This window comes from Ralstonia pickettii, assembly GCF_000607165.1.
GTDB classification, from domain to species: Bacteria; Pseudomonadota; Gammaproteobacteria; order Burkholderiales; family Burkholderiaceae; genus Ralstonia; species Ralstonia holmesii.
Genome location: NZ_JFZG01000028.1, coordinates 1 through 22,283, shown reverse-complemented (window position 1 = coordinate 22,283; position 22,283 = coordinate 1). Strand labels below are relative to the sequence as shown.

At 63.5% G+C, this 22,283-nt stretch carries 20 protein-coding genes; 16 read left to right on the top strand and 4 right to left on the bottom strand.

The window, feature by feature from the left end; translation table 11 throughout:
• Positions 1–3: 3 nt before the first annotated feature.
• Positions 4–2,019, bottom strand: a complete 2,016-nt coding sequence (locus BG83_RS0124885) for a glycoside hydrolase family 28 protein (protein ID WP_024979301.1) — start codon at positions 2,017–2,019, stop codon at positions 4–6.
• A 674-nt stretch (positions 2,020–2,693) separates the two neighbouring features.
• On the opposite strand from BG83_RS0124885, the gene BG83_RS0124880 reads away from it, so the two are divergent.
• From BG83_RS0124880 to BG83_RS0124845, 8 genes are all read left to right on the top strand, one after another.
• Positions 2,694–4,991 carry a LamG-like jellyroll fold domain-containing protein gene (locus BG83_RS0124880; protein ID WP_235193277.1) on the top strand — a complete coding sequence of 766 codons (2,298 nt, stop codon included), beginning with the start codon at positions 2,694–2,696 and terminating at the stop codon, positions 4,989–4,991.
• A gap of 200 nt (positions 4,992–5,191) precedes the next feature.
• The gene (locus tag BG83_RS0124875) at positions 5,192–6,166 is read left to right on the top strand and encodes a MerR family transcriptional regulator (protein WP_235193276.1); all 975 of its coding nucleotides are present in this window, start codon (positions 5,192–5,194) and stop codon (positions 6,164–6,166) included.
• Between the two features lie 100 nt (positions 6,167–6,266).
• Positions 6,267–6,995, top strand: coding sequence for a GTP cyclohydrolase I (gene folE, locus BG83_RS0124870; RefSeq protein ID WP_024979298.1), 729 nt, complete (start codon positions 6,267–6,269; stop codon positions 6,993–6,995).
• Positions 6,996–7,023: 28 nt separating this feature from the next.
• The gene (locus tag BG83_RS0124865) at positions 7,024–8,319 is read left to right on the top strand and encodes an NAD(P)/FAD-dependent oxidoreductase (RefSeq protein ID WP_024979297.1); all 1,296 of its coding nucleotides are present in this window, start codon (positions 7,024–7,026) and stop codon (positions 8,317–8,319) included.
• Complete coding sequence (locus BG83_RS0124860; protein WP_024979296.1) at positions 8,316–9,083, top strand: DUF1365 domain-containing protein; 768 nt, start codon at positions 8,316–8,318, stop codon at positions 9,081–9,083. Before BG83_RS0124865 ends, BG83_RS0124860 begins: the two co-directional genes overlap by 4 nt.
• Positions 9,080–10,279, top strand: coding sequence for an SAM-dependent methyltransferase (locus tag BG83_RS0124855; protein WP_024979295.1), 1,200 nt, complete (start codon positions 9,080–9,082; stop codon positions 10,277–10,279). Before BG83_RS0124860 ends, BG83_RS0124855 begins: the two co-directional genes overlap by 4 nt.
• A 2-nt stretch (positions 10,280–10,281) precedes the next feature.
• Positions 10,282–11,058 carry a DUF1295 domain-containing protein gene (locus BG83_RS0124850; protein WP_024979294.1) on the top strand — a complete coding sequence of 259 codons (777 nt, stop codon included), beginning with the start codon at positions 10,282–10,284 and terminating at the stop codon, positions 11,056–11,058.
• Positions 11,059–11,093: 35 nt separating this feature from the next.
• Positions 11,094–12,194, top strand: a complete 1,101-nt coding sequence (locus BG83_RS0124845) for an SAM-dependent methyltransferase (RefSeq protein WP_024979293.1) — start codon at positions 11,094–11,096, stop codon at positions 12,192–12,194.
• 15 nt (positions 12,195–12,209) lie between these two features.
• Here BG83_RS0124845 and BG83_RS0124840 read toward each other — a convergent pair whose 3' ends face one another.
• Positions 12,210–12,740 carry a DUF2878 domain-containing protein gene (locus BG83_RS0124840; RefSeq protein ID WP_024979292.1) on the bottom strand — a complete coding sequence of 177 codons (531 nt, stop codon included), beginning with the start codon at positions 12,738–12,740 and terminating at the stop codon, positions 12,210–12,212.
• Between BG83_RS0124840 and BG83_RS0124835 the strand changes: the two genes are divergently transcribed.
• Positions 12,729–13,361, top strand: a complete 633-nt coding sequence (locus tag BG83_RS0124835) for a lipocalin family protein (RefSeq protein WP_200869070.1) — start codon at positions 12,729–12,731, stop codon at positions 13,359–13,361. The genes BG83_RS0124840 and BG83_RS0124835 overlap by 12 nt on opposite strands.
• Before the next feature lie 11 nt (positions 13,362–13,372).
• Here the strand turns inward: BG83_RS0124835 and BG83_RS0124830 are convergent, their stop codons facing one another.
• Positions 13,373–13,852: a chalcone isomerase family protein gene (locus BG83_RS0124830; protein ID WP_037032481.1), complete on the bottom strand. Its 480-nt coding sequence runs from the start codon at positions 13,850–13,852 to the stop codon at positions 13,373–13,375.
• 347 nt (positions 13,853–14,199) lie between these two features.
• On the opposite strand from BG83_RS0124830, the gene BG83_RS0124825 reads away from it, so the two are divergent.
• The 3 genes from BG83_RS0124825 (at position 14,200) to BG83_RS0124815 (ending at position 17,461) form a co-directional block, all read left to right on the top strand.
• Entirely contained in the window at positions 14,200–14,859 is a 660-nt protein-coding gene (locus tag BG83_RS0124825) for a lipocalin family protein (RefSeq protein ID WP_152543759.1), read from the top strand.
• Between the two features lie 77 nt (positions 14,860–14,936).
• Positions 14,937–16,478 (top strand): cryptochrome/photolyase family protein, encoded by a 1,542-nt coding sequence (locus tag BG83_RS0124820; protein WP_024979288.1) that lies wholly within the window; start codon positions 14,937–14,939, stop codon positions 16,476–16,478.
• A 50-nt stretch (positions 16,479–16,528) separates the two neighbouring features.
• Positions 16,529–17,461: a TIGR01777 family oxidoreductase gene (locus BG83_RS0124815; RefSeq protein ID WP_024979287.1), complete on the top strand. Its 933-nt coding sequence runs from the start codon at positions 16,529–16,531 to the stop codon at positions 17,459–17,461.
• A 66-nt stretch (positions 17,462–17,527) separates the two neighbouring features.
• Here the strand turns inward: BG83_RS0124815 and BG83_RS0124810 are convergent, their stop codons facing one another.
• A complete protein-coding gene (locus tag BG83_RS0124810; RefSeq protein WP_152543758.1) occupies positions 17,528–17,860 on the bottom strand; it encodes a carbonic anhydrase in 333 nt (110 codons plus the stop codon).
• 63 nt (positions 17,861–17,923) lie between these two features.
• On the opposite strand from BG83_RS0124810, the gene BG83_RS0124805 reads away from it, so the two are divergent.
• The 4 genes from BG83_RS0124805 to BG83_RS0124795 all read left to right on the top strand — a co-directional run bounded on the left by BG83_RS0124805 (position 17,924) and on the right by BG83_RS0124795 (position 21,992).
• On the top strand, positions 17,924–18,784 hold the full coding sequence (locus BG83_RS0124805) for an alpha/beta hydrolase (RefSeq protein WP_024979285.1): 861 nt from the start codon (positions 17,924–17,926) through the stop codon (positions 18,782–18,784).
• Between the two features lie 183 nt (positions 18,785–18,967).
• Entirely contained in the window at positions 18,968–20,518 is a 1,551-nt protein-coding gene (locus tag BG83_RS0124800) for a cryptochrome/deoxyribodipyrimidine photo-lyase family protein (protein ID WP_024979284.1), read from the top strand.
• A gap of 8 nt (positions 20,519–20,526) precedes the next feature.
• On the top strand, positions 20,527–20,691 hold the full coding sequence (locus tag BG83_RS29945; protein WP_235193275.1) for a DUF2256 domain-containing protein: 165 nt from the start codon (positions 20,527–20,529) through the stop codon (positions 20,689–20,691).
• Positions 20,688–21,992 carry a DASH family cryptochrome gene (locus tag BG83_RS0124795; protein WP_024979283.1) on the top strand — a complete coding sequence of 435 codons (1,305 nt, stop codon included), beginning with the start codon at positions 20,688–20,690 and terminating at the stop codon, positions 21,990–21,992. The genes BG83_RS29945 and BG83_RS0124795 overlap by 4 nt, the downstream gene beginning before the upstream one ends.
• Positions 21,993–22,283 lie beyond the last annotated feature (291 nt).

The following is a 22,283-nucleotide window of genomic DNA, read 5'->3' as shown; positions in this document are numbered from 1 at the left end:
TGCTCAGCGGACGTCGGTCACGGTGGTGTTGAAGGTCTGTCCTCCGATCACGACGTTCTGCAGCGTGATGTCGTGCACGTTGTAGGCGTAGATCGGCCCAGGCGTGGTGGCGCTTGCGGGGCCCGCCGCCGTGGGCGTGCCGAAGTTGCAGTTCGAGATCGTCACGCCAGTGATGGGCGGAACGGTGGGCACAGGCAGCGCGCCGTTGTAGTCGAACGCCACGGGGCCCTGCGCAACGATGGCCTGGAAGCATGAGCCCGTCAGGCTGCCAGTGGTGACGTTGCCGGCGGTTACGTTGGAGATGTTCACGTTCTGCACCAGGGCTGGCCGCGTGCGGATGGCATCGGCTGCAGGCTGGTAGTCGCAGTCGAACGTGATCAGGCCGCCTTGCGAAGCTGACGGGTTGGCTGCGGCCGCCGTCACCACGCCCAGCGGCACCGTGCTGTTGATCGGGCTGCCCGCCAGCATCTTGCTGCCGTAGCCGGCACCCGTGAGGTTCACGCCATTGGGCAGGCTGACGTTGGTGACATAGAAGTTCTTTACGAACCCACCGCGGTTCATGTTCGTCTTGATGCGGATGGCGATGTTCAGCGAGTTCGTTGCCCAGAACTGATTGAGCATCGCCAGGTTGCGCGCATAGATGTTCTGTACGCCGCCGCCCATTTCGCTGCCCAGCGTGATGCCGCCGTGGCCGCTGTTCATCGTGCAGTTCTGGATGACGTGGTCTTGCGCCGGGCCGTAGCCGGTGTCGAGGTTCTTGCCCGACTTGATGGCGATGCAGTCGTCGCCCGTGTTGAACGTGACGTTTTCGCACAGCACATTGCTGCAGGCGTCGGGGTCGAAGCCGTCGTTGTTGGGGCCGATGCTGTCGACTGTTACGCCACGGATGACCACGTTCGTGCAGTGCACCGGATGGTGCTGCCAGAACGGCGTGTTGACCGTACGGTAGTTCTCCATCAGCACGTTGGTGCAGCCGATGAACTCCACCATGCACGGACGCAGGTAGTGGCCGAGCCCGAAGATGCGCTTCTCGACCGGAACGCCGGCTTCGGACAGCGCGGGCAGATAGTTCTGGTCTTGCTGCCAGGGCGTCGCCGGATTGGTGAGCAGCGTGTACAGCGCGCTCGGAATGCCCGGCACCGCGGTCTGCAAGTCGACGTTGTTCGGGTTGCTGTAAGCCTGCGATGGCGTGCTTGAGCTGGCGCAGCCATAGGCGCCGTTGGTGCCCTTGAAGGTCCACCAGCACGTGCTGGTGTTGCCCGTGCCGGCAAATGGCGTCATGGCCTGGCCGTTGAGCACCGAGGTCGCGCCTTCGCCCGTGAGCGCGATGTTGCTGGCGTTGCGTGCGTAGATGGGCGAGCCGTAATTCAGGCAATCGTCGGCCTGCCAGCGGCTGTAGTAGAGCTTGCCGTTGGTGCCGCAATCGATGGGGCCATCCTTGGCGTAGTCCGCCGGATTGGCGCTGAAGTAGATCGTGCAGTTAGCGCTGAGGTGAAAGTTGACGTTGCTCTGCAGCACGATCGGCCCGGCGCAATACCACGTGCCCGACGGCACCACCACGCGCCCGCCGCCGGCTGCGTTGCATGCCGCAATGGCTGCCAGGAACGCCGGGCGCGAATCGAATGCGCCGGGCGCTTGTGTTGCGCCCGCGCCTGAACTGACGGGCGACTTGGTCGGGTCGGTGTAGGGGCTGGTTTGTGCGACAACGCTGCATGGCTGTGCGCCGTACGCCTCGACCTGGAAATCGACTGCCGGGAATGCACTCTGTGCCACGCCTTTCAGCGACGAGATGATGGTGGTAGCCAAGCCGTTCGTGCCCCAGATCGGGTCTGCCTGAACGGGCGCCGTGGGCGTGGTGGCAACTGGTGCTGCGGCGTCGTCGGAGCTGCCGCCACAGGCGCTCACCAGCGCCCCGCCTACGACGGCACCGCCGTAACTCAAAAAGGCACGTCGCGACGGATTGTGCGGGGCGCGTGCATCAGATGCCTGCCGCCGCCGGTTACGGAAGGGCGCTGTCATTGGGTCTCCTCGTCTAGTTTTGTTTGACGTGTCGACCCGGCAGGAGGCTGCGGAATCCGGGCACGTCTTTTGATATATCAGAATTTATGGATTGATATATTAGTGGTCAAGGGCGGGTTTTCCCGATCCCCACCCGCGGGGTACACGGGGCTGCAGCAGCCATGTACCCGCTCGGCGGAGCGTCGCGTCGGGCTCGATGACATCGCCTGCAAACACGGTTGAGGCAACCAAGGATCGCCCGTTTATCGCCCGCTGTGGACGCTGCTGCGAGCCGGCGCAGCCCATGGCAGTGCGGCATCGGGCCGTCGCGCACCGCATTCAAATAGGCGCGGTATTCCTATGCACTGAATTGCGATTTGATCCAAACGCGATCGAATCTGCATGACTTAAAGAAACGCCCCTGTCACACATCATTCCTACCATGCGAGTGCCAATCGATGTGACCGATTCATTTCATGAATCGCAGCCAATAAAAAGAGCATCGAACGCATTCGCTATCTGAGTCTTTTTGAGAATGTTTTGTCTCGGAGGCTCAGTACGGTTGATCTGTGTCGATGAGAATTGCGATTTTTCGGGCGTCACTTTCATTTCCCTTCGAACGTTGGACCAACCCTGCGAATTGCGACGGCAATCGCTTTGTCTTCTGGGTAGCCTAAAACGTAACGGAGAGAACCATGTCAATGAAAAGTGGGGCCGATCAACAGCAGCTGACGCTGGATGATCTGGCTGCGGTTCCTGAACTGAAGCGCCGGCAATTGCTGCGCATGATGCTGGCTTCGACGGCGGTCGGCCTGTCGGGCGTGCTGAGCGGGTGCGGTGGCGGGGATTCGCCGGACGCCTCAACGGGTTCCAGCTCAACGGGCACCTCGCCAGGGGCGGGCGATCCGGGCACCGGAACGACGACGCCGAAGCTGGGGTCGTCATTTACGCTGGCGGCCTTGCCGGATACGCAATTTTATCCGCGCTATGCATCCGCAAAAATGGGTGGGTTGTATCAAAAGAATTATCCAGCCATCAATCCGCAATTCGATAATCCATTCAAGGCGCAAACGCAATGGATTGCCCAAAATGCAAAGGCGCTGAAACTGGCATTTACCACACACCTTGGCGATATTGTCGACCAGTCCTGGTATTACACCTCTGAAGGTTCGGCGCCGTGGAGCACGAGTACCGATCTGCTCGGCAACAGCCAACTCAGCAACGGCACGGTGACCAAAGAGTGGGAATTGGCCAGCCAGGCAATGCAGGTGCTGGAAAAGGCCAACTGCAACTATTCGATTTGCGCGGGCAACCACGATGTCGGCGCTATCGGCTCGTCGATGCAATGGGGGCCTGACTGGGGCGTTGGCGTCTCCGGCTTCGATAACACCGACGGATACCAGGACGGCGGCAGCCACCGGCAAGGGCTGGTGGAACCCTATCTGAAGGTGTTCCCAACCGCGCGTGCACAACGGCAGCCAACCTTCGGCGGCCGCCATGGCTCGGGCTTTCACGAGTACCACGTCTTCCAGGCGGAAGGGAATCAGTTCCTGGTGCTGTCGATGTCTTGGCGCGCTTCGGACGATGCGATTGCATGGGCCAACTGGGTCATCGCAAAGAACCCCGGCATTCCGGTCATCCTGATTTGCCACCAGCTTGCGGGCATTGGCCCGGACGCTGTTACGGCAGCCGATACGGCGTATTCGAACTACCTGTGGGACAAGCTGATCAAGAATAACGATCAGATTTTCATGGCCGTTTCCGGTCACTATCACGGCTCGTGCAAGATGACGAAGAAAAACGCCGCCGGCAACGACGTCATCTTCATGGTCGTCGATTATCAGATGGCGTATATGGGCGGCAATGGCCTGATGCGCTTGTACGAATTCGACCTGACGAACAACAAGATCATCGCCAGTTCGTTCTCGCCGTGGGTGCCGGTCAAGCCGGAAGCGAGCCTGAATCAGTTCGACTCAGCATGGCTGACGGCAGATAACCAGCACTTCTCGATCGACATCGATTTTGCCAAGCGCTTTGCCGGTTTCAATCCCACCTTCAAGGCCGCAGCCGGCTCGGTGTCGGGCAGCCTGACCGACGTCGCCAAGGGGCTGATTCTAGCGAACTATCACAACCCGCCGCAGGAGGCGGGCAAGCCGGCGTCCGGGCCGAACGACTACCCGGTGGTGCCAAACACGCTGGCGCACTGGCGCTTCTACAACACAGCCGCTGCCGAAGGCGAGGCGCTGTCTCCGTATCAGCCGGGCTTCCAGATCAAGGATGTGTCCGTGCCGGGCGATACCACGGTGGGCACGAATCCCATCTCGCTGAACACATGGATGGGCGGGCAACCCGGCGACCTGGTCTGGTCGAAAGACCATCACCCGCTGTCTTCCGCGCCGGGCAGCCTGCAGTTCAAGAACGCCAACCAGACGAGGTCTTCGTATTTCACGACAGACCCCACTTCGGCGCTGAATGTGCAAACGTTTGCCAATGGCTACACCATCGAGGCCTTCGTGAAGATCGACTCGGCCTGGACTGCGCAGAACAACGCGTGGATGGGCATTCTCTATCGGCTTGGCGCACGCAGCGCAGCCACTGGCGTGACGTGGCCGGGCGATGTCGACCAGGGCGACACGATGGCGATGTTCGCGTTTTCCAACCTGATGGAGTTCCAGTGGGAGGTCATCCCGACCGACAACACCGAGAACCTGGCGTGCTGGTCGGGCGGTGTCTCTGCGGGGCAGTGGCTGCACGTGGCCATCGTTAATGATGGGAAGGGCAGCACGACGATGTATGTAGAAGGCGCCCCCATCCTGCGAAACAACAGCGGGATGGACGGCATCCGCTATGTGGCGAGCACCCAGCAGATGGCGATCGGCTGCGCGCAATACGGCGGCAGCATGGGCAATGGGTTCTTCGGCAGCCTTGGGGAGATGCGGATTGTCGGCGCGCCGCTGCAACCGAACCAGTGGCTGACGGCACGCGCTTCGTAACGAGAAAACGACTCCCGCCGGAGCGGTACGGCGGGAGCATGCCGATGTGGCGGCCTTTGCAACGTGTTGGCCCGCCCTGGAATTTCGACTCAATTCCGACTCATGCACGCGCAAGAAGCGCGTTTTGCGCTTCATTTCATTGACGATGTTGGCGGCACAGCGTTTCATGTCAGCAAAGCAGCTCTTGCATGGAGACGCACGTGCCACACGAAGACAACGCGGCCCCGATGTACCGAAGCGGAACGGCCGCCCGCATGGCCAAGATGCCTGTATCTACCCTCCGCGTGTGGGAACAGCGCTATGGCGTGATTTCGCCCGCCAAATCGGTATCGGGCCAGCGGTTGTATTCGAGCGAAGACGTCAAGCGCCTGATCCTGCTGCGCTCGCTCGTCAATCAGGGGCACGCGATCGGTGCCATTGCGCATGCCGACAGTGCCGAACTCCAGCAGTTGCTGGAAACCTCCCAGGCCGCTGAAACGTCGGCGCCGGTGCCATCCACCGCGGCAATTTCGCTTGCGGTCTGTGGTGCGTTGCTGGCGGAGCGTGTCCGGCGCAGAAAGAGCACGCTCGCGTCGCTGGGGATCGAGCCTGTCATTGCGCTGCCCGCACTCGACGGTGAGACCCCGCTTGAGCAGTTGCCGCACGCAGACGCATTGATCGTGGAGGCCGCGTCCCTGCATCCGGAGACGGCGGAAGCTGTATTGGCGGCAGCGCGGCGTTCGGGTGCCAGTGCCGTGGGCGTGATCTACAGCTTCGGCACGGTTCGCGCCACCGACATGCTGCGCGCGGCCGGCGTGCGGCTGTATCGGGAGCCCAACGCACACGGCGAACTCGATCAGGTCCTGCAAGAGCTGGCGCAGCTCGTGCGCGTCGACGCGGTCTACGGAAAGCTCGAACCGTTGCGGCGCAATGCGCGCCGGTTTTCGGACCGCCAGCTGGAAATCTTCGCCAACGCATCCCAGACGATTGCCTGCGAGTGCCCCCGGCATCTTGTCGGGCTGATCCGCCAGCTCGACGCGTTCGAGCGTTTCAGCGACGGCTGCGCGGTGCGGTCGGCGCTCGACGAACAACTGCACCGCCATCTTGGGGATGTCGCCAACCGCGCGCGGTTGATGCTCGAAGACGCGATGGAATTCGCCATTCGGGCCGAGACGCTGAATCCACCTGCGAGTTAGCTGCGTATAGGTAGCGTATGCGTCCTATCGTCCTCGCTCGTCAACTCGCCTGAGGCGGCATGGGCGGTGAGCGCACCGCCGATTTTCGGAGGCAACTTCAATGAAACTGACTTTAGATCCGCCCGGATTTGCCGGGGCGGCTGGCAGCGTGCCGCTTTCTGTCCGGATTCGGGAGCGGCTGATGAGTGCCGGCCACCGCTTTCACGCCAATGACAACATCGCCGCCTACCTGCGCGACGGCGAGCTCGATCTGCTCCAGGCCGAGGTTGAGGAGCGCCTGCAGGCTGTGCTGCGCGCGCTCGTCATCGATGTCGAGCAAGACCACAACAGTCGGGAGACGGCTCGCCGCGTGGCCAAGATGTTTGTCCGCGAGGTGTTTGCCGGGCGCTATGTCGAAGCGCCCGAGGTGACGGCATTTCCGAATGCGGAGCGGCTCAACGAACTCATGGTGGTGGGCCCGTTGCGCGTGCGCAGCGCCTGCTCGCACCACCTTTGCCCGGTGATGGGGCGTGCGTGGGTCGGCGTCATGCCACGCAAAGACTCGCAACTGATCGGGCTGTCCAAATATGCCCGGCTGATCGATTGGGTCATGAGCCGCCCCCAGATCCAGGAAGAAGCCATCAAGCAGATTGCCGACTTGCTGGAAGACCGCATGGCGCCCGACGGCCTGGCGGTCGTGTTGGAGGCGGAACACTACTGCATGCACTGGCGCGGCACGAAGGATGACGGGTCGCGCATGGTGAGCAGCGTGATGCGCGGCGTGTTCCTGACCGATCCCAGCCTGCGGCGCGAGTTTCTTGCGCTGCTGCCCGGCCGCCACGGCGGATGAGCGCCCAGCCACCCGAAGAGACATCGCCTTGAAGATTCTTCAGTTTCCTGCAAAGCGCATTGCCGTGGTTGGCTCCGGCATTTCCGGGCTGGCGGCAGCGCATTTTCTTGCGAAGCGGCACGCCGTGACGCTGTTCGAGGCCGCACCACGGCTTGGCGGACATACGAATACGGTCGACATCGAGGAGGGCGGTCAGGTCTTCGGCGTCGATACCGGTTTTCTCGTATTCAACGCACGCACGTATCCGAACCTGATCGCGCTGTTTGACGAGATTGGCGTCGCCCATTGTGAGAGCGACATGTCGTTCAGCGTATCGGTAGACGGTGGTGCGCTGGAGTGGGCCGGCACCAGCCTGAGCACGGTCTTTGCGCAGCCGCGCAACCTGGTGTCGGCGCGGTTCCTGTCGATGCTGAGCGACATCCTGCGCTTCAACCGGCAAGCGCACGCCAACCTGGCGGTGGCGCGCAATGAGCGCCATAGCCTGGGCGCGCTGCTCGCCGCCGGCCGCTATGGCGAGCCGTTCTGTGCGCACTATCTGTTGCCGATGGCGGCGGCAATCTGGTCCACGCCCAGCCGCGACATCCTGGCGTTCCCCGCGGAAACCTTCCTGCGGTTTTGCCTGAACCACGGCTTGCTGCAGGTCTTCAACCGGCCGCGTTGGCGCACCGTCAAAGGCGGGGCACGCAGCTACGTCCACGCGATTGCGCGCGGGCTGGCAGACGTGCGAGTCGGCACGCCGGTACGCGGCATCCGCCGTGCGGCGGACCATGTCGACGTGCGGACCGACTCCGGCAGCGAGCGCTATGACGCCGTGGTGCTCGCCACGCATGCGCCGCAGACGCTGCAATTGCTCGACGATGCCACGGACGACGAGCGCGCCGTGTTGGGCGCATTCCGCTATCAGCCAAACACGGCCTTCCTGCACCGCGATACGCGTCTGCTGCCGCGTCGGCGGCGCGTGTGGTCGGCGTGGAATTATCTCGATGCCTCGCAGGCTGGCACAACCGGGGGGGCGCCGTGCGTCAGTTATCTGCTGAACCAGCTGCAGCCGCTGCCGGTGTCGTCGCCGGTGGTCGTGACCTTGAATCCGTCCGACCCGCCGGCGCCCGAGCTGGAGTATCAGCGCTTCACATACGAGCACCCGGTGTTCGATCAGCCTGCCATCGACGCGCAGGCTCGTTTGCCGGCGCTGCAAGGTCGCGGCCACACCTGGTTCGCGGGCGCCTGGACGGGATACGGGTTCCACGAAGACGGGCTGAAGTCTGCCCTGCGCGTGGTGGCGGACTTCGGCTGCGCCCCCGCATGGGCAAAGGTGGCGTCATGAATGGCGACGCGCAACTTCTTGTCGGCCAGGTCATGCACCGCCGCCTGCGGCCGGTGGCCAACCGCTTTGTCTACCCGGTGTTTGCCGTGCGCGTGAAGCTCTCGGCGCTGGGGCGCCTGACGGGCGCATGGTTTGGCGTGGACTGCCTGCGGCCGCTGTCTTTGCGCGTGCGTGACTATGGCCCGCGAGACGGCACGGATTTGCTCGCCTGGATACGCGGCGTGCTGAGCAGCGCGGGTTTGCCTGCCGATGGCGAGGTCTGGTTGCAGACCTTTCCGCGCATTGCCGGCTGGATGTTCAACCCCGTCTCGTTTTGGTATTGCCACGACGCGGCCGGCACGCTGCGCGCGGTGCTGGCCGAGGTCAACAACACCTTTGGGCAGCACCACAGCTACCTGCTGTGCGCACAGGACGGCGGAGCCATCGGCGCACAAACCGTGCTGACGTGCCTTAAGCAGTTGCATGTCTCACCCTTTTGCAGGGTCGAGGGTGGTTACCGGTTCCGCTTTACCGAGACGGCGGCAACAGCGCTGGTGCGCATCGATTATCACGACCAAGACGGCCTCTTGCTGCATACCGCCATCGGCGGACGGCTGCAGCCGTTCGATGCGGCTCATCTGCGCCGTGCATTGCTGAAGCAGCCGTTGCTTGCGCTGCAGGTCATCGGCCGCATCCACTGGCAGGCTCTGCGCTTGTGGCTCAAGGGCGTGCCGTTCCTTGGCCGTGATGCCCACGACAGAACTTCTCCGGAGAATTCCCGATGACAGCCTCGCGCTCCCTGGCCTGGGTGCCGCCTCATGTTCCTGCGGCCGGCCGCCTGTTCTTGGCGCTGGCCGGTCGGCTGCGGCACGGCTTCCTTCACCTTGTCACGCCCGATGGCGATGTGCAGATCGGCGATGCCGCGTCGTCGCTGGCGGCGGATCTGCGCATCACCGACTGGCGCGCCTGCGGGCGCATCCTGCGCAGCGGCGATGTGGGTTTTGCCGAGGCGTATCGCGACGGATGGATCGACACGGGCAACCTGCCAAACCTGCTGCGCCTGGCCATCGTCAACGCCGCCACGCTCGATCAGGCGATCTTCGGTAATGCGCTGGCGCGTTCCGTCCTTCGCTTGCGCCACCTGCTGCGCCGGAACAGCCGCCGCGGCAGCCGCCGCAATATCCACTTGCATTACGACCTCGGTAACGATTTCTATCGACTGTGGCTGGACGAGGGCATGGCGTATTCGTCTGCATGGTTCAACGGCAACCTGCGCCAGGGTTTGGCAGACGCACAGGCCGCCAAGTACCGGCGCGTGTGCGATCTGCTCAGGGTGGGGCCCGGCATGGAAGTGCTGGAGATCGGCTGCGGATGGGGCGGCCTGATGGAGATGGCCTGCGCGCGCGGTGCGCATGTGCACGGCATCACGCTCTCGGAAGAACAGCGCCGCTACACGGCTGAGCGCCTGGCCGACGAGCCACGGGCCCACGTTGAACTGCGCGACTACCGGGACCTGGATGGTGCTTACGACGCCATCGCCTCCATCGAGATGTTTGAGGCGGTGGGCGAGTCTTATTGGTCGACCTACTTTCAGACGCTGGTGCGCTGCCTGCGCCATGGCGGGCGGGCCCTGGTGCAGAGCATCACCATCGACGAGGCCCACTTCGAGCGCTACCGCGCCGGCACCGATTTCATCCAGCAGTTCATCTTCCCGGGCGGCATGTTGCCCAGCCGGGAGCGCTTTATCAAGCTGGCGGAACAGTACGGCTTGCGTGTGGTCGACCGCCTCGACTTCGGCCGCGACTACGCAGAGACACTGCGCCGCTGGAGCCAGCGTTTCGAAGCCCGGTTGGAATCTGCGCGTGCACTCGGATTCGACGAGCCCTTCATCCGCATCTGGCGGCTCTACTTCGCTTACTGCGAGGCCGGCTTTGACGAGGGCAGGATCGGCGTGTCGCAGTTTCTGCTCGAGCGGGGCTGAGCATGTCGGCGATTGGCGTCGCGCTCGTTGCGCTGGTGTTTCTGGTGGCGGTGTTCAGCGCCGTATGGGCGTGGCAGCTTCGCAGTGGGAACGCCGGCATGGTCGATCCGGTCTGGGCGTTCTCGCTGGGCATGGTGGCATTGCTTTACGCGTGGCTGGGTGCGGGGTCGTTGCCCGCACGTGTGCTGGTCGGCGTAGGAGGCGCAGTGTGGGGAGCGCGCCTTGGCTGGCACCTGTGGCGGCGCAATGCCGGCAAGCCGGAGGACGCGCGCTACCGCAAGTTGCGCGAGGAGTGGGGCAGCGCCGCACCGCGAAACATGTTTGGCTTCTTCCAGTTGCAGGCGGCGGTATCGATGTTTCTGTCGATCGCGTTTGCCGTGCCGAGCTACCGGCCGGATTCACCGAGTGCCCTTGCCATGGCGGCCGCTGTGGCCCTGTGGCTGATTGCGGTGACGGGCGAAGCCCTGGCCGACAGGCAGCTGCGCAGTTTTGCGGCGGACCCGGTCAACCGGGGCAAGACCTGCCGAGTGGGGCTGTGGCGCTATTCGCGGCACCCGAACTATTTCTTTGAATGCGTGCACTGGCTGGCCTACGTACCGTTGGCGATCGGCACGCCGTGGGCATGGCTCACGCTGTTGCCACCTGTGGCCATGGCGTGGCTGCTCGTGAAGGTCTCGGGCGTTCCCATGCTCGAAGCCCATATGCGTGCCACGCGTGACGACTATGCCGAATACGCCCGCACAACGAGCGTGTTGATCCCCTGGCCGCCGCGCCACTGATGTACAGACGACATACAGACCCAAGGAGCCCCGACATGACTGCGCTGTCCACGCCGACCCTACCGCCGCAGGCCGCGGCCGATGCACGCGAAGGCTGGCTCATCCAGTGCTGTGAGCGAGGATGGCTGCCGGATTCGCTGGTGCGTGCTGGCATGCGCGCCCTCATGCGCCAGCGTTTGCAAGACGAAGGCCTTCATGACGGCGAACTGCGTTCGCGACGCTTCAACGCGCTGCTGGATGAGTTGCGCGCCAGCCCCATTGCAATCGAGACCGACGCGGCCAATACGCAGCACTATGAATTGCCGCCCGCATTCTTCGAGGCCCATCTGGGCCCGCAGTTGAAGTACTCCTGCGCCCTGTATCCGAGCGGTAATGAAACGCTGGCCGAGGCAGAAGAGGCCATGTTTGCCTGCTATGCCGAACGCGCCGGCCTGGCCGACGGCCAGTGCATTCTCGACCTGGGCTGCGGCTGGGGATCGCTGTCGCTATGGATGGCCAAGCGCTATCCCAACGCACGCATTGTGGCGTTGTCGAATTCGCGCGGTCAGCGTAGCTGGATCGAGGCCCGTGCGGCCGAGCGCGGGCTGACGAACCTCAGCGTGCACACGGGAAACATCGTCGATTTCGAATTTGCAGAGATGCCCGACGGCGGCCGCTTTGACCGTGTGGTGTCGATCGAAATGTTCGAGCACATGAAGAACTACGGCCTGTTGCTGGGCAAGATCGCGCGGTGGATGCGCCCGGATGCGGTGCTGTTCGTGCACATCTTTGCGCATCGCACGCTGGCGTATCACTTTCAGGTGCAGGACGGCACCGACTGGATGTCGAAGTACTTCTTCACCGGCGGCACCATGCCATCGGAAGCGCTGCTGCTGCATTTCCAGGAAGACCTGCGTGTGGCGCGTCACTGGTGGGTCAGCGGCGTGCACTACGCGCGCACGGCGGACCATTGGCTGGCCAATCTTGACGCGGCCCGTGACCGGTTGATGCCGGTGTTCGTGCAGACGTATGGCGAGCGCCAGGCCGCCGTGTGGTTTCAGCGGTGGCGCATGTTCTATCTGGCGGTATCGAGCTTGTTCGGCTATGCCGGCGGCAACGAGTGGGGCGTGGCGCATTACCGGTTCGTCAAGCGCTAGGAAGGGCGGCAGCAGTCAGCGCGGGATGCCCGTTCCGTCGCTGCGCTCACCCATCCATACCAATAGCGGCATCCATATCCCCCAACCGACGGCCAGCACGCCCAGCGTGGCGGCCATACCGGGGATGTGCGCCGCCCCAAGCGCTGCCCCCGCGCGAAACGACAGCGGGCCGGCAATGGCTCCCAGCACCATCGCCAGCCACCACCTGCCGCGCAGCCAACGAAAGAGGATATTCACTTGGATCGCGAACAGTACCCACAGCGCCAGCAGCCAGGGCGGTACGAACCCGGCCCACACGGCCCCGTGCGGATAGGCGATGAGCCCGGAGCGTATCAGGAGCGTCTCCCACGGCGCCGCGAGCACCACCACCCACACCACCAGCCGCCATTCCTGGTACGGCTGGCGGGCCTGCCGCAGATGAAGCGCGAGCAATACGGCGACAAAAACGATGCCGACCCACGCGGCATCGCGCGCGGCACTCAACACACAGACAAACCAGCCGGCTTGTCCGGCTACCGTATAGAGGAGAGCACGATGAGAACGCATCAAAGAGGCCACCGTTGGCTCACCGCGTCAGGTTGGGCACGTCGTTTGGCGGTGTTCACGCTGGCCATCGCCAGCGCTGCCTGCTCCAGCCCGCCCCCGAATCCCAACCCGAGGGCTGCCGTGCCGCTGAAGACGGTACCGGTTGATCTGCCGCGCTACATGGGGCGCTGGTATGTCATCGCCAACATTCCGTACTTTGGTGAGCGCGGCAATGTCGGCAGCTATGCCGAATGGTCCCTGCGGCCCGATGGCCGTATTGACGATGCCTATGTCTACCGGCCAGGCAGTTTCGATGCACCGTTCAAACGCATGCAGTTCGTTGATTCGGTGGTGGACGGGAGCGGTGGCGGCGAGTGGCGCGTGCGGTTGTTCTGGCCCATCTACGTCTCGCAGCTGACGCTGTATGTCGACCCGGAATACCGGGTGACGCTGCTCGGCTATCCAGACAAGAGCCTCGGCTGGGTGTTCTCGCGCGACCCCAACATGAGCGATGCCGACTATCGCGCAGCATTGAGCCGTTTCGACGCGATGGGTTATGACATTTCGCGTTTCCGGCGGGTGCCGCAAGTGCCGAGCCAGATCGGGCAACCGGGCTTCCAGTCGCCGGGAGATGCCAACTAGCCGTGCGCGCATCAACGTGACTTGCCCAGGAGGTGACGACGCAGGGACGGGGCGCGCGTGCCGGGTGCCAGCCAGATATCGAAGAAGGCACGCGCAAAGGCGGGATCGTCCACCTCGGTCGTCAGTTGTCCATTGGCGTAGAAGCGTGCACCGCGTCCGGGCAGATACACACCGCACAAGGTGTCGCCCGGCCTGACGTCAGGGAAAGCGGGGGTCATTGCACGCTGCCATTGCGCGAGGGTGTTGTCGGACGGAACGGGCGCCTGGAGCCTGCGAATTTCGTCGATGGCGGTCTCGATGAGCCGGCTCCGTTCGATCGCGCGCCGATACGTCACCTCCAAGGCAAAGGGCGCGTCATAGCTGGGTGGGAGTTCTGCGCTCCATAGCTGCGCATCGTAGAGGCAGAACCCGAAAAGGCACAGGGCACCCTTGCCGGAGAGTTGCGGGGCGGGCACCGTATCGCGGCAGTCCGCCCACGCTCCAACGCTCATAAGCGTGCAAAGCGTGAGGATCAGGGCTCGGACGGCGTGAATGCGTTGGGCAGGCATATCGCGAGGGCGTGCGTACATGTAGGTCAAGCGGTGAAGTGTCCGCTTCCAAAGTCTACTGACGGAGCGCGTGACGCGGAAACGCTGGCACAAAGTTTTCTTGATGCAAAACCTGCTCACGATTGGCACCGCTGAGCAACACTGGGGTTGAGGCGGCGTAAGCGGATATGCCAACTCAAACCATGTTCATTGGCGGAAATGAGCCGCTTGTTCTGCTGCATTCCGTTGACGCGCTGCGTTGTACAGCGTTTCATGTCGCAAGGAGCGGCATTCACTCTAAGGGGACTTGGATGGCAGATGTGTTGACAACTGCATTTCAATTCGCGAAGCGCGTAAGGCTGCATGGTGGGGGCGTGTTCAAGCGGAGCGGCGTTGTTCTGCGGGCCGCTTCATTGCGCGCGGTGCGCGCGCGCCTGCACTGGTTGGCACCGTTGCTTGCAGGGGCATTCCTGGCAGGCTGTGCGCCGACGAGCCCGCCCGAAGGCATCACGGCCGTCACGCCGTTTGATCTTCAGCGCTATCAGGGGCGCTGGTACGAGCAAGCCAGGCTCGATCATTCGTTCGAGCGGGGCCTGACCGATGTGTCGGCCATGTATCAGCCCCAACCCGATGGCAGCGTTCGCGTGGTCAACCGTGGCTTTGATCCTGCCAAGGGCGAATGGCGCGAGGCCGTGGGCAAAGCGCTGTTCGTGGGCGAGCACGATACCGGTTCGCTGAAGGTGTCATTCTTCGGCCCGTTCTACGGCGGCTATCACGTGGCGGCGCTTGATCCAGCTTATCGCTGGGCCTTGGTTGTCGGGCCTGACCGCAGCTACTGCTGGGTGCTGACACGAGACAAGCATCTCGACCCCGCACAGCGTGAGGCGATCTTTGCGCGTGCGCGTGCGCTCGGCATCGATACGTCCGCGCTGATTTCCGTGCCCCATGAGCGGCAGGACCCGTCTCAGTAGCAGCGAGGGCGCATGCACCACACCAAGGGCGAGTACGAGGCGCAAGACCGTGGCGCCATGTTCCCGAGAGCAATGACATGAACCAGCGTGCGAAGACGCTCCGGCTGGTGCTGGGCGATCAGCTCAACCCGCAGCATTCCTGGTTTGCGCATGTGGACCACGACGTGGTTTACGTGCTGATGGAGGTGCGGCAAGAAACCGACTACGTGCTGCACCACGCGCAAAAGATCCTCGCCATCTTTGCAGCCATGCGCGACTTTGCACAGGGGCTGAGAGCCGGCGGCCACCGCGTGCGCTATGTGGCGATCGACGATGAAAGCAACCGCCAGTCCCTGACCGAGAATCTCGCCGCGCTGGCCGGACACTACGGCGCCGAGCGGGTGGAGTGGCAATCCCCGGACGAGTGGCGCGTGGATGCACAGTTGCGCGAATGGGCCGAAGCGCAGTCGCTATCCACGTGCGAAGTCGACACCGAACACTTCCTCACGGGCAGGCATGACCTGGCCGCCATGTTTGCAGGCCGCAAGCAGTGGCTGATGGAGCGGTTCTATCGAGAGATGCGCCGCCGCTTCAACGTGCTGCTCGACGACACAGGTGGGCCGGAGAGCGGGCAATGGAATTTCGATCATGACAACCGCAAGCCGTGGCGCGGCACGCCCCCCGAACCTGCCGACGCGCGCCCCGTGCATGACCACCAAGCGTTGTGGCGCACCGTGGAACGCAGCGGCGTGAAATCGTTCGGCGACCCGCGGGCCAGTGAGTTTCGGTGGCCTGTGAACCGCACGGAAGCGCTGGCTTGCCTTGACGCATTTATCGAACAGACGCTGCCGCACTTTGGCGATTTCGAAGACGCCATGAGCAGCAGCCACCAGCGGCTATTCCACTCGCTGCTGTCTTTTTCCCTCAACGTGAAGATGCTGAATCCGCGCGAGGTGATCGACCGGGCAGAGGCAGCGTATCGGCATGGCAGGGCGCCGTTGCCAGCAGTGGAGGGGTTCATCCGTCAGATCCTGGGCTGGAGGGAATATGTACGCGGCATCTATTGGGCGCAGATGCCCGGATACGCGTCGTACAACGTGCTGAACCATGATGCGCCGCTGCCATCGTGGTTCTGGAATGGAAAGACCCAGATGCGCTGCCTGCAATTGGCGATTGGCCAGTCGCTGCAAACCGCTCACGCCCATCACATTCAACGCCTCATGGTGATCGGCAACTTCGCCTTGCTGGCAGGACTCTCACCCGACGAGGTGCACCGCTGGTATCTCGGTGTGTATATCGACGCATTCGAATGGGTGGAGCTGCCGAACACGGTGGGCATGAGCCAGTGGGCAGACGGCGGACGCATTGCCACCAAGCCGTATGTCAGCAGTGCCGCTTACCTTTCGCGCATGAGCGATTACTGCAAGGGCTGCCACTACGACAGCAAGCAGCGTGTCGGAGAGCGCGCATGCCCTTACAACGCGTTGTACTGGGATTTCTTCGCACGTCATATTGACGTGTTCGGCCGCAATCCGCGCCTGGCCATGGTGTATCGGCAACTCGCCAAGATGGACACCGAGGAGCGCGATGCACTACGCATGCGTGCGGCCGAGGTGCGCGCGCGGCTTGAAGCGCTATGACGGATGCGGCGGCCCGCACGGCTCAACTGCAATCAGGAGATCAACCCATCATGCGCATCTTGTTGACTGGCGGCACCGGATTGATCGGGCGCGCGCTTTGCCGCCAGTGGCGTGCGCAGGGCCACGATCTGGTTGTCTGGAGCCGCTCGCCTGAACGGGTGGCTCGGCTGTGTGCGGGTGCACGCGGTGTCGCAACGCTGCGTGAGCTGGATGGTGCCGCGCCATTTGATGCGGTGATCAATCTGGCGGGCGCGCCGATTGCCGATCGCCCATGGACGGTTCAACGGCGGAAGGTGCTATGGCGCAGCCGGGTTGACCTGACACGGGAACTCGTGGATTGGCTGGGCCGCTGCGAGAAGCGCCCTAGCGTGCTTGTTTCCGGATCCGCCGCCGGCTGGTACGGAGATCGAGGGCAGGAGCCGTTGGATGAAGCCAGCCCCCCTGGCGAGCACGACTTCGGCAGTCAGCTGTGCGTCGCATGGGAGGAGGAAGCCCGCCGTGCGGAAGGGCTGGGCATGCGCGTCGTCTTGCTGCGCACGGCGCCCGTGCTTGCGAGCGATGGCGGCATGTTGCCCAGACTGCGTCTGCCGTTCAGCATGGGACTGGGTGGGCGACTCGGCAACGGCCAGCAGTGGATGCCGTGGATCCATCTTGACGACGTGGTGGGCCTGATCGATTTTCTCTTGCACCGCACCGATTGCAAGGGCGCCTTCAATGCATGTGCGCCGCATCTTGTCAGCAACGCGGACTTTGCCGGCAGGCTGGCGGCTACGCTGCGCCGGCCGATGTTCTTGCCTGTTCCCGCTTGGACATTGCGGATGGCGCTGGGCGAAATGTCAGTGTTGCTGCTGGGCAGCCAACACCTGCAGCCCAGGCGGGCCATGGAGGCCGGCTATCTGTTTCGCTTTCCGCATCTGGAAGCGGCATTGGATTGCCTGTTGGGGCGCGCGAGACATCCCGCTACCCGGCGCCCCGCAGCATGACTCCAGCGGCGGGCATCGCGCCCGCAGCGCATAGCCGGGTAGCGACCGGTGCCCGAAGGCTCTCGGTCATCTTCGTCGGACCTGCCGCAGGTTGCGCGACGTGACCGCCACCGTGGTGGGGGATTCAGCCAACGCCACAAAGCGGCGTGTTGCGCCATCCAGCGCATCGATGCTGCCCGTTTCTATGTCATAGACCCAGCCGTGCAGATTCATGCGGCCCTGCTCGAGCGCTAGCGCCACAGATAGGCGCGTGCGCGGGTTGGCCAGCTGTGCGACCACGTTTTTGCGAACCATCCTGGGCACTGCATCCAACGCGCACGGGTGTGCGTATATCTTCGAGCGCTCTGTCTTGACATCAACCTGTATGTGCCTGCACTTGATTCCTATCTCATCGAGCATGGGCGGCGTTGACCGCTACCCGTGCGTTTGCCCGGTATTCTTTTGGCTGCAAGGAGGAAGTCGATGCGTGGTGTGACCCGCCGAGCATGGATGGCAGCCGCGTTGGCGAGCCTCGCAGGGTGTTCTGCCCTGGATGTGCTCAACGCAGTGACCAAGTCCGACGCAAGCGTGCCGACGCTGGGGCTGGCCTACGGCCCACACCCGCGCCAGAGATTGGACATTTATCGACCCGTCCGGCCGATGGAAGGGCCGCCCCGTGCGGTTGTGTTCTTCTACGGCGGGTCGTGGCGCGAGGGTGACCGCAAGGATTACGCATTCGTGGGTGAAGCATTGGCCGCAACCGGGGCGATTGCGATGGTTGCCGACTACAGGCTGTATCCGGAGGTGCGCTACCCAGACTTCCTGCTGGACTGCGCAGCCGCCACGGCCTTCGCACGGCGTTGGCTGGATCGGCAGGGCCATGCCGGCTCGCGCTTGTTCGTTGCGGGGCATAGCGCGGGCGCCTACAACGCTGCGATGGTGGCAACCGATAGCCGCTGGCTCGAAGCGCAGGGTCTGCGCATCGAAACGCTGTCGGGCTGGATCGGTATGGCCGGCCCCTACAACTTCCTGCCGATTCAAGCGGCCGATGTGTTGCCCGTGTTCAACCACCCGAACGAAACACCGGATAGCCAGCCGGTGTTCCACGTAAGCCAGGGGTGGCTGCCTCCAGCGTTGCTGCTAACGGGGGAGCACGATGCATACGTGGATGTCCGGCGAAATACGCTGTCACTCGCTGAACGCCTGATGGAGTATCGGCACCCGGTGGAACTCAAGGTCTATCCACGGCTGGACCACAAAACGATCGTGGCCGCGCTGGCTTCGCCGCTGCAGTTTCTGGGGCCTGTGCTTTCCGATGTGGCGCGCTTCGTGGCCAGCGCCTGAGCGCGCCATGCAGCTGTGCAATACAGGGCCGTGAAACGGATTTTCTACGGCGTGCCAGGCTGGCTGAATCGGGAATGTGTTGGAAATTCGGGCTCTGCTGGCCCGGTCAGTCGTCCATAGCGGGTCCGTGGTTCTTATACTCGGGCGACGTGATCAAGTTGTGCTGTAAGCCACCGAAGTCCAATGAGCTACACCGTCGTCTGGTTCAAGCGTGACCTGCGGGTGCACGACCATGCTCCGCTTGTCCATGCCGCCCGCCAGGGAAAGGTCTTGTGTCTGTACGTCATCGAGCCAAGCCTCTGGGCTCAGCCCGACGCCGCATCGCAGCACTATCTCTTTATCCAGGAATGCTTGCAGGATCTCGCGCAGCAGCTGCGTGCATGCGGGGCACGGCTGCAGGTCGCCGTGGGTGAAGTGACGGAGGTATTCGGGCGGCTGCATGCGGCGGTGCCTTTCAGTCACTTGGTGTCTCACGAAGAGACGGGCAACGGTCATACATTTGCGCGCGACAAGGCCGTCGCCCGTTGGTGTGTCGATCAGGGCGTCACTTGGCGCGAGTGGCCGCAGCATGGGGTGGTGCGGCGCTTGCCCACCCGGGACGTCTGGCACGACCGCTGGGCCGAACACATGTACGCGCCGCGCGTGGCTGCGCCCGAAGCGGGCAGCCTGAGTAATGTCGCTTTGCCATGGAAGACGATGGATTGGCCCGGGTGCGAGGCACTTGGCCTGGATGCATCTTCGCCACCGCGCCGCCAGCGCGGCGGACGAGCACGCGGCGCTGAGGTACTGCGCGAATTCCTGTCTGAGCGAAGCCGCCACTATCGAGGCGGCATCTCCTCACCTTTGACGGCGCCAAGCGCATGCTCGCGTTTTTCCCCTTATTTGGCATACGGATGCCTGAGCCTGCGTGAAGTGGTGCAGGGCACAGAGCAACGCCTGCTCCAACTCAAGGGCAACACAGACGACGATGCGGTGTGGCAGCGTAAAGGGCTGTCCGCGTTTGTCAGTCGCCTGCATTGGCATTGCCACTTCATCCAGAAACTGGAATCTGAACCCGCCATCGAGTTCCGCAATGTGCACCGCGGCTACGACGGCCTGCGCGAAGCAGGATGGAACGCGGGCCACTTTGCCGCCCTTGTAGCGGGGCGTACCGGCTGGCCGATGGTGGATGCCTGTGTGGCCATGCTGGGGGAAACCGGTTGGATCAACTTTCGCATGCGGGCCATGCTCGTCTCGGTTGCTTCCTACCCGTTATGGCTGCACTGGCGGCCGGTGGGCCTTTGGCTGGCCCGCCAGTTCATCGACTACGAGCCGGGAATCCACTGGAGCCAGATGCAGATGCAAGCCGGCACCACCGGCATCAACACCACGCGGGTCTACAACCCGATCAAGCAGGCGCAAGACCAGGACCCCCACGGCCGGTTTGTCCGGCGCTGGCTGCCAGCCCTGCGCCGCGTGCCCGATGCGTGGCTCTTGCAGCCGTGGCGCATGCCGCCCGATGTTCAGACCCGCTGTGGTGTGCGGGTTGGCGAAGACATCCCTGTTCCGCTGGTCGATCTTGAGGCGGCAACGCGGCACGCCAAGATGCGCATTCATGCGTTGCGCGCCCGGCCGGAGGTTCGCGCCGCCAATGACGCGATCGTGAAGAGGCATGCCTCCCGCCTGCGCCGCGATCGTGTTGACGCCCCCCGTGGGAATGGGGCTACGTATTCGCAGCTCAGTCTCGACTTGTAAATCCGTCGATGCACAAGAAGCTGAATTTGCCGAGCAAGCACTGCGTGCACTGCGGCTTGCCATTCACCTGGCGCAAGAAGTGGGCAAGGGACTGGGAGGCGGTCAAGTATTGCTCCGAGCGTTGCCGCAGGGAAGCCGCGCAAGGCAAGGCACGCGTTGGAGAAGCGCGTTGAGTACCGTCCTGTTCTGGTTCCGTAACGATCTACGGCTGCATGATCAGCCGGCACTGCGTGCAGCGTGCGAGAGCGGGGCCAGGCACCTCGTACCGGTGTACTGCCATGCAGATTACGACGACCTGACGCCCTGGGGTTTTGCACGCGTGGGTGTGCACCGCCGGGCCGTGCTTGCTGCAGCTGTCCGGGACTTGAGGCGCCAGTTGGCCGATCTCGGCAACCCGCTGGTCGAGTGCTGCGGCCCGCCTGGAAAGGTCCTGCCCGCATTGGCGCACGCTATGGGCGCCGCGGCTGTGTTTTGCGAAGACATCGCCGCACCATACGAGCAGGCAGACGTGGCCGAACTGCGAAGTGCGGGGCTGCACGTGCAGACCGTCTGGCAGAGCAGTCTGATGGATCCGCTTGGCCTGCCTTGGCCCGTTCAATTGCTGCCGCGTGTGTTCACAACGTTCAGGCAAGCGATCGAACAAGCGCAGATCCAACCTTCGCAGCCGCTGCCGCCGCCGGCTTATCTTCCGCCACGGCCATTTGGCCTCGTCATTCCGCCGGGCCTGGCGCGTGCGCCCGCTCCCGATGCAGCTGAAATCGCGTCGGCGGATTCGCGCTCGTCGTTTCCGTATGGCAGGCCGGAGTTTGATGGAGGTGAGACGGCAGGCCTTCAGCATCTGGCCAATTACCTGCAGCGCAAGCTGCCTCATACGTACAAGCGCACGCGCAACGCCTTGGCTGGGCTGGACTTCTCAAGCAAATGGTCTGCGTGGCTGGCCAGCGGTGCGTTATCGCCGCGACGCGTGATGGCGGAGCTGCAGCAGTTCGAACAGTTGCACGGCAAGAGTGACGGCAGCTATTGGTTGTGGTTCGAGTTGCTGTGGCGAGACTACTTCCGCTTCCTGCATCTTCAGCATGGGGCGCGACTGTACTGGGCACGTGGTCTCGCCGATGAACCGCAGCACGCCGAGCGCCTCGATGCCCAGGGCTTCGAGCGCTGGCGTCGTGCATCGACCGGAGAACCGCTTGTCGATGCCGCGATGCGCGAACTGGAGGCCACCGGGTACCTTAGTAACAGGCTCAGGCAGGTGGTCGCCAGCTACCTCGTGCATGATCTGAAAGGCGACTGGCGCGCGGGTGCCGCGTGGTTCGAATCGCAACTCGTTGACTACGACGTCTACAGCAATCAGGGCAATTGGTTGTATATCGCGGGGCGCGGCACAGACCCACGTGGCGGCAGGCGGTTCAATGCCCGCAAGCAGGCCGCTGAATACGATCCCGATGGGTCTTATCTCCGCCTATGGGCGGCGTGATAGTTCTCCGCTAGCTGCCCCGGGGAAGGCGGCTGAACGGCGCGCCGGAAAAAGGCTGAAGGCAATTTGAGCGCCGTGGCTCTTAATGACCGAGTATTCGCAGTCGATTATTCGCAGCGGCCCCCAAGTCAGCACGACATGACTGAGACGTGACGACCGGAAAGAGTGCAGCCTTCGAGAGCCAGAGATTCTGGCAGCAGCGCTGACCACCCTCTTTACGGTTGCCGTGGCCGTCCTTGTGCGCGAGCACTGGTGTTTGTGAGTGGCTCAGGAGAATCTGAACCACTGCGC

Bases quoted from the DNA above. Each gene is read 5' to 3' on its own strand.
- BG83_RS0124885 (WP_024979301.1), bottom strand. From the start codon at position 2,019: ATGACAGCGCCCTTCCGTAACCGGCGGCGGCAGGCATCTGATGCACGC.
- BG83_RS0124880 (WP_235193277.1), top strand. From the start codon at position 2,694: ATGTCAATGAAAAGTGGGGCCGATCAACAGCAGCTGACGCTGGATGAT.
- folE (WP_024979298.1), top strand. From the start codon at position 6,267: ATGAAACTGACTTTAGATCCGCCCGGATTTGCCGGGGCGGCTGGCAGC.
- BG83_RS0124860 (WP_024979296.1), top strand. From the start codon at position 8,316: ATGAATGGCGACGCGCAACTTCTTGTCGGCCAGGTCATGCACCGCCGC.
- BG83_RS0124855 (WP_024979295.1), top strand. From the start codon at position 9,080: ATGACAGCCTCGCGCTCCCTGGCCTGGGTGCCGCCTCATGTTCCTGCG.
- BG83_RS0124850 (WP_024979294.1), top strand. From the start codon at position 10,282: ATGTCGGCGATTGGCGTCGCGCTCGTTGCGCTGGTGTTTCTGGTGGCG.
- BG83_RS0124845 (WP_024979293.1), top strand. From the start codon at position 11,094: ATGACTGCGCTGTCCACGCCGACCCTACCGCCGCAGGCCGCGGCCGAT.
- BG83_RS0124835 (WP_200869070.1), top strand. From the start codon at position 12,729: ATGAGAACGCATCAAAGAGGCCACCGTTGGCTCACCGCGTCAGGTTGG.
- BG83_RS0124840 (WP_024979292.1), bottom strand. From the start codon at position 12,740: ATGCGTTCTCATCGTGCTCTCCTCTATACGGTAGCCGGACAAGCCGGC.
- BG83_RS0124830 (WP_037032481.1), bottom strand. From the start codon at position 13,852: ATGAGCGTTGGAGCGTGGGCGGACTGCCGCGATACGGTGCCCGCCCCG.
- BG83_RS0124825 (WP_152543759.1), top strand. From the start codon at position 14,200: ATGGCAGATGTGTTGACAACTGCATTTCAATTCGCGAAGCGCGTAAGG.
- BG83_RS0124820 (WP_024979288.1), top strand. From the start codon at position 14,937: ATGAACCAGCGTGCGAAGACGCTCCGGCTGGTGCTGGGCGATCAGCTC.
- BG83_RS0124815 (WP_024979287.1), top strand. From the start codon at position 16,529: ATGCGCATCTTGTTGACTGGCGGCACCGGATTGATCGGGCGCGCGCTT.
- BG83_RS0124810 (WP_152543758.1), bottom strand. From the start codon at position 17,860: ATGCTCGATGAGATAGGAATCAAGTGCAGGCACATACAGGTTGATGTC.
- BG83_RS0124805 (WP_024979285.1), top strand. From the start codon at position 17,924: ATGCGTGGTGTGACCCGCCGAGCATGGATGGCAGCCGCGTTGGCGAGC.
- BG83_RS0124800 (WP_024979284.1), top strand. From the start codon at position 18,968: ATGAGCTACACCGTCGTCTGGTTCAAGCGTGACCTGCGGGTGCACGAC.
- BG83_RS29945 (WP_235193275.1), top strand. From the start codon at position 20,527: ATGCACAAGAAGCTGAATTTGCCGAGCAAGCACTGCGTGCACTGCGGC.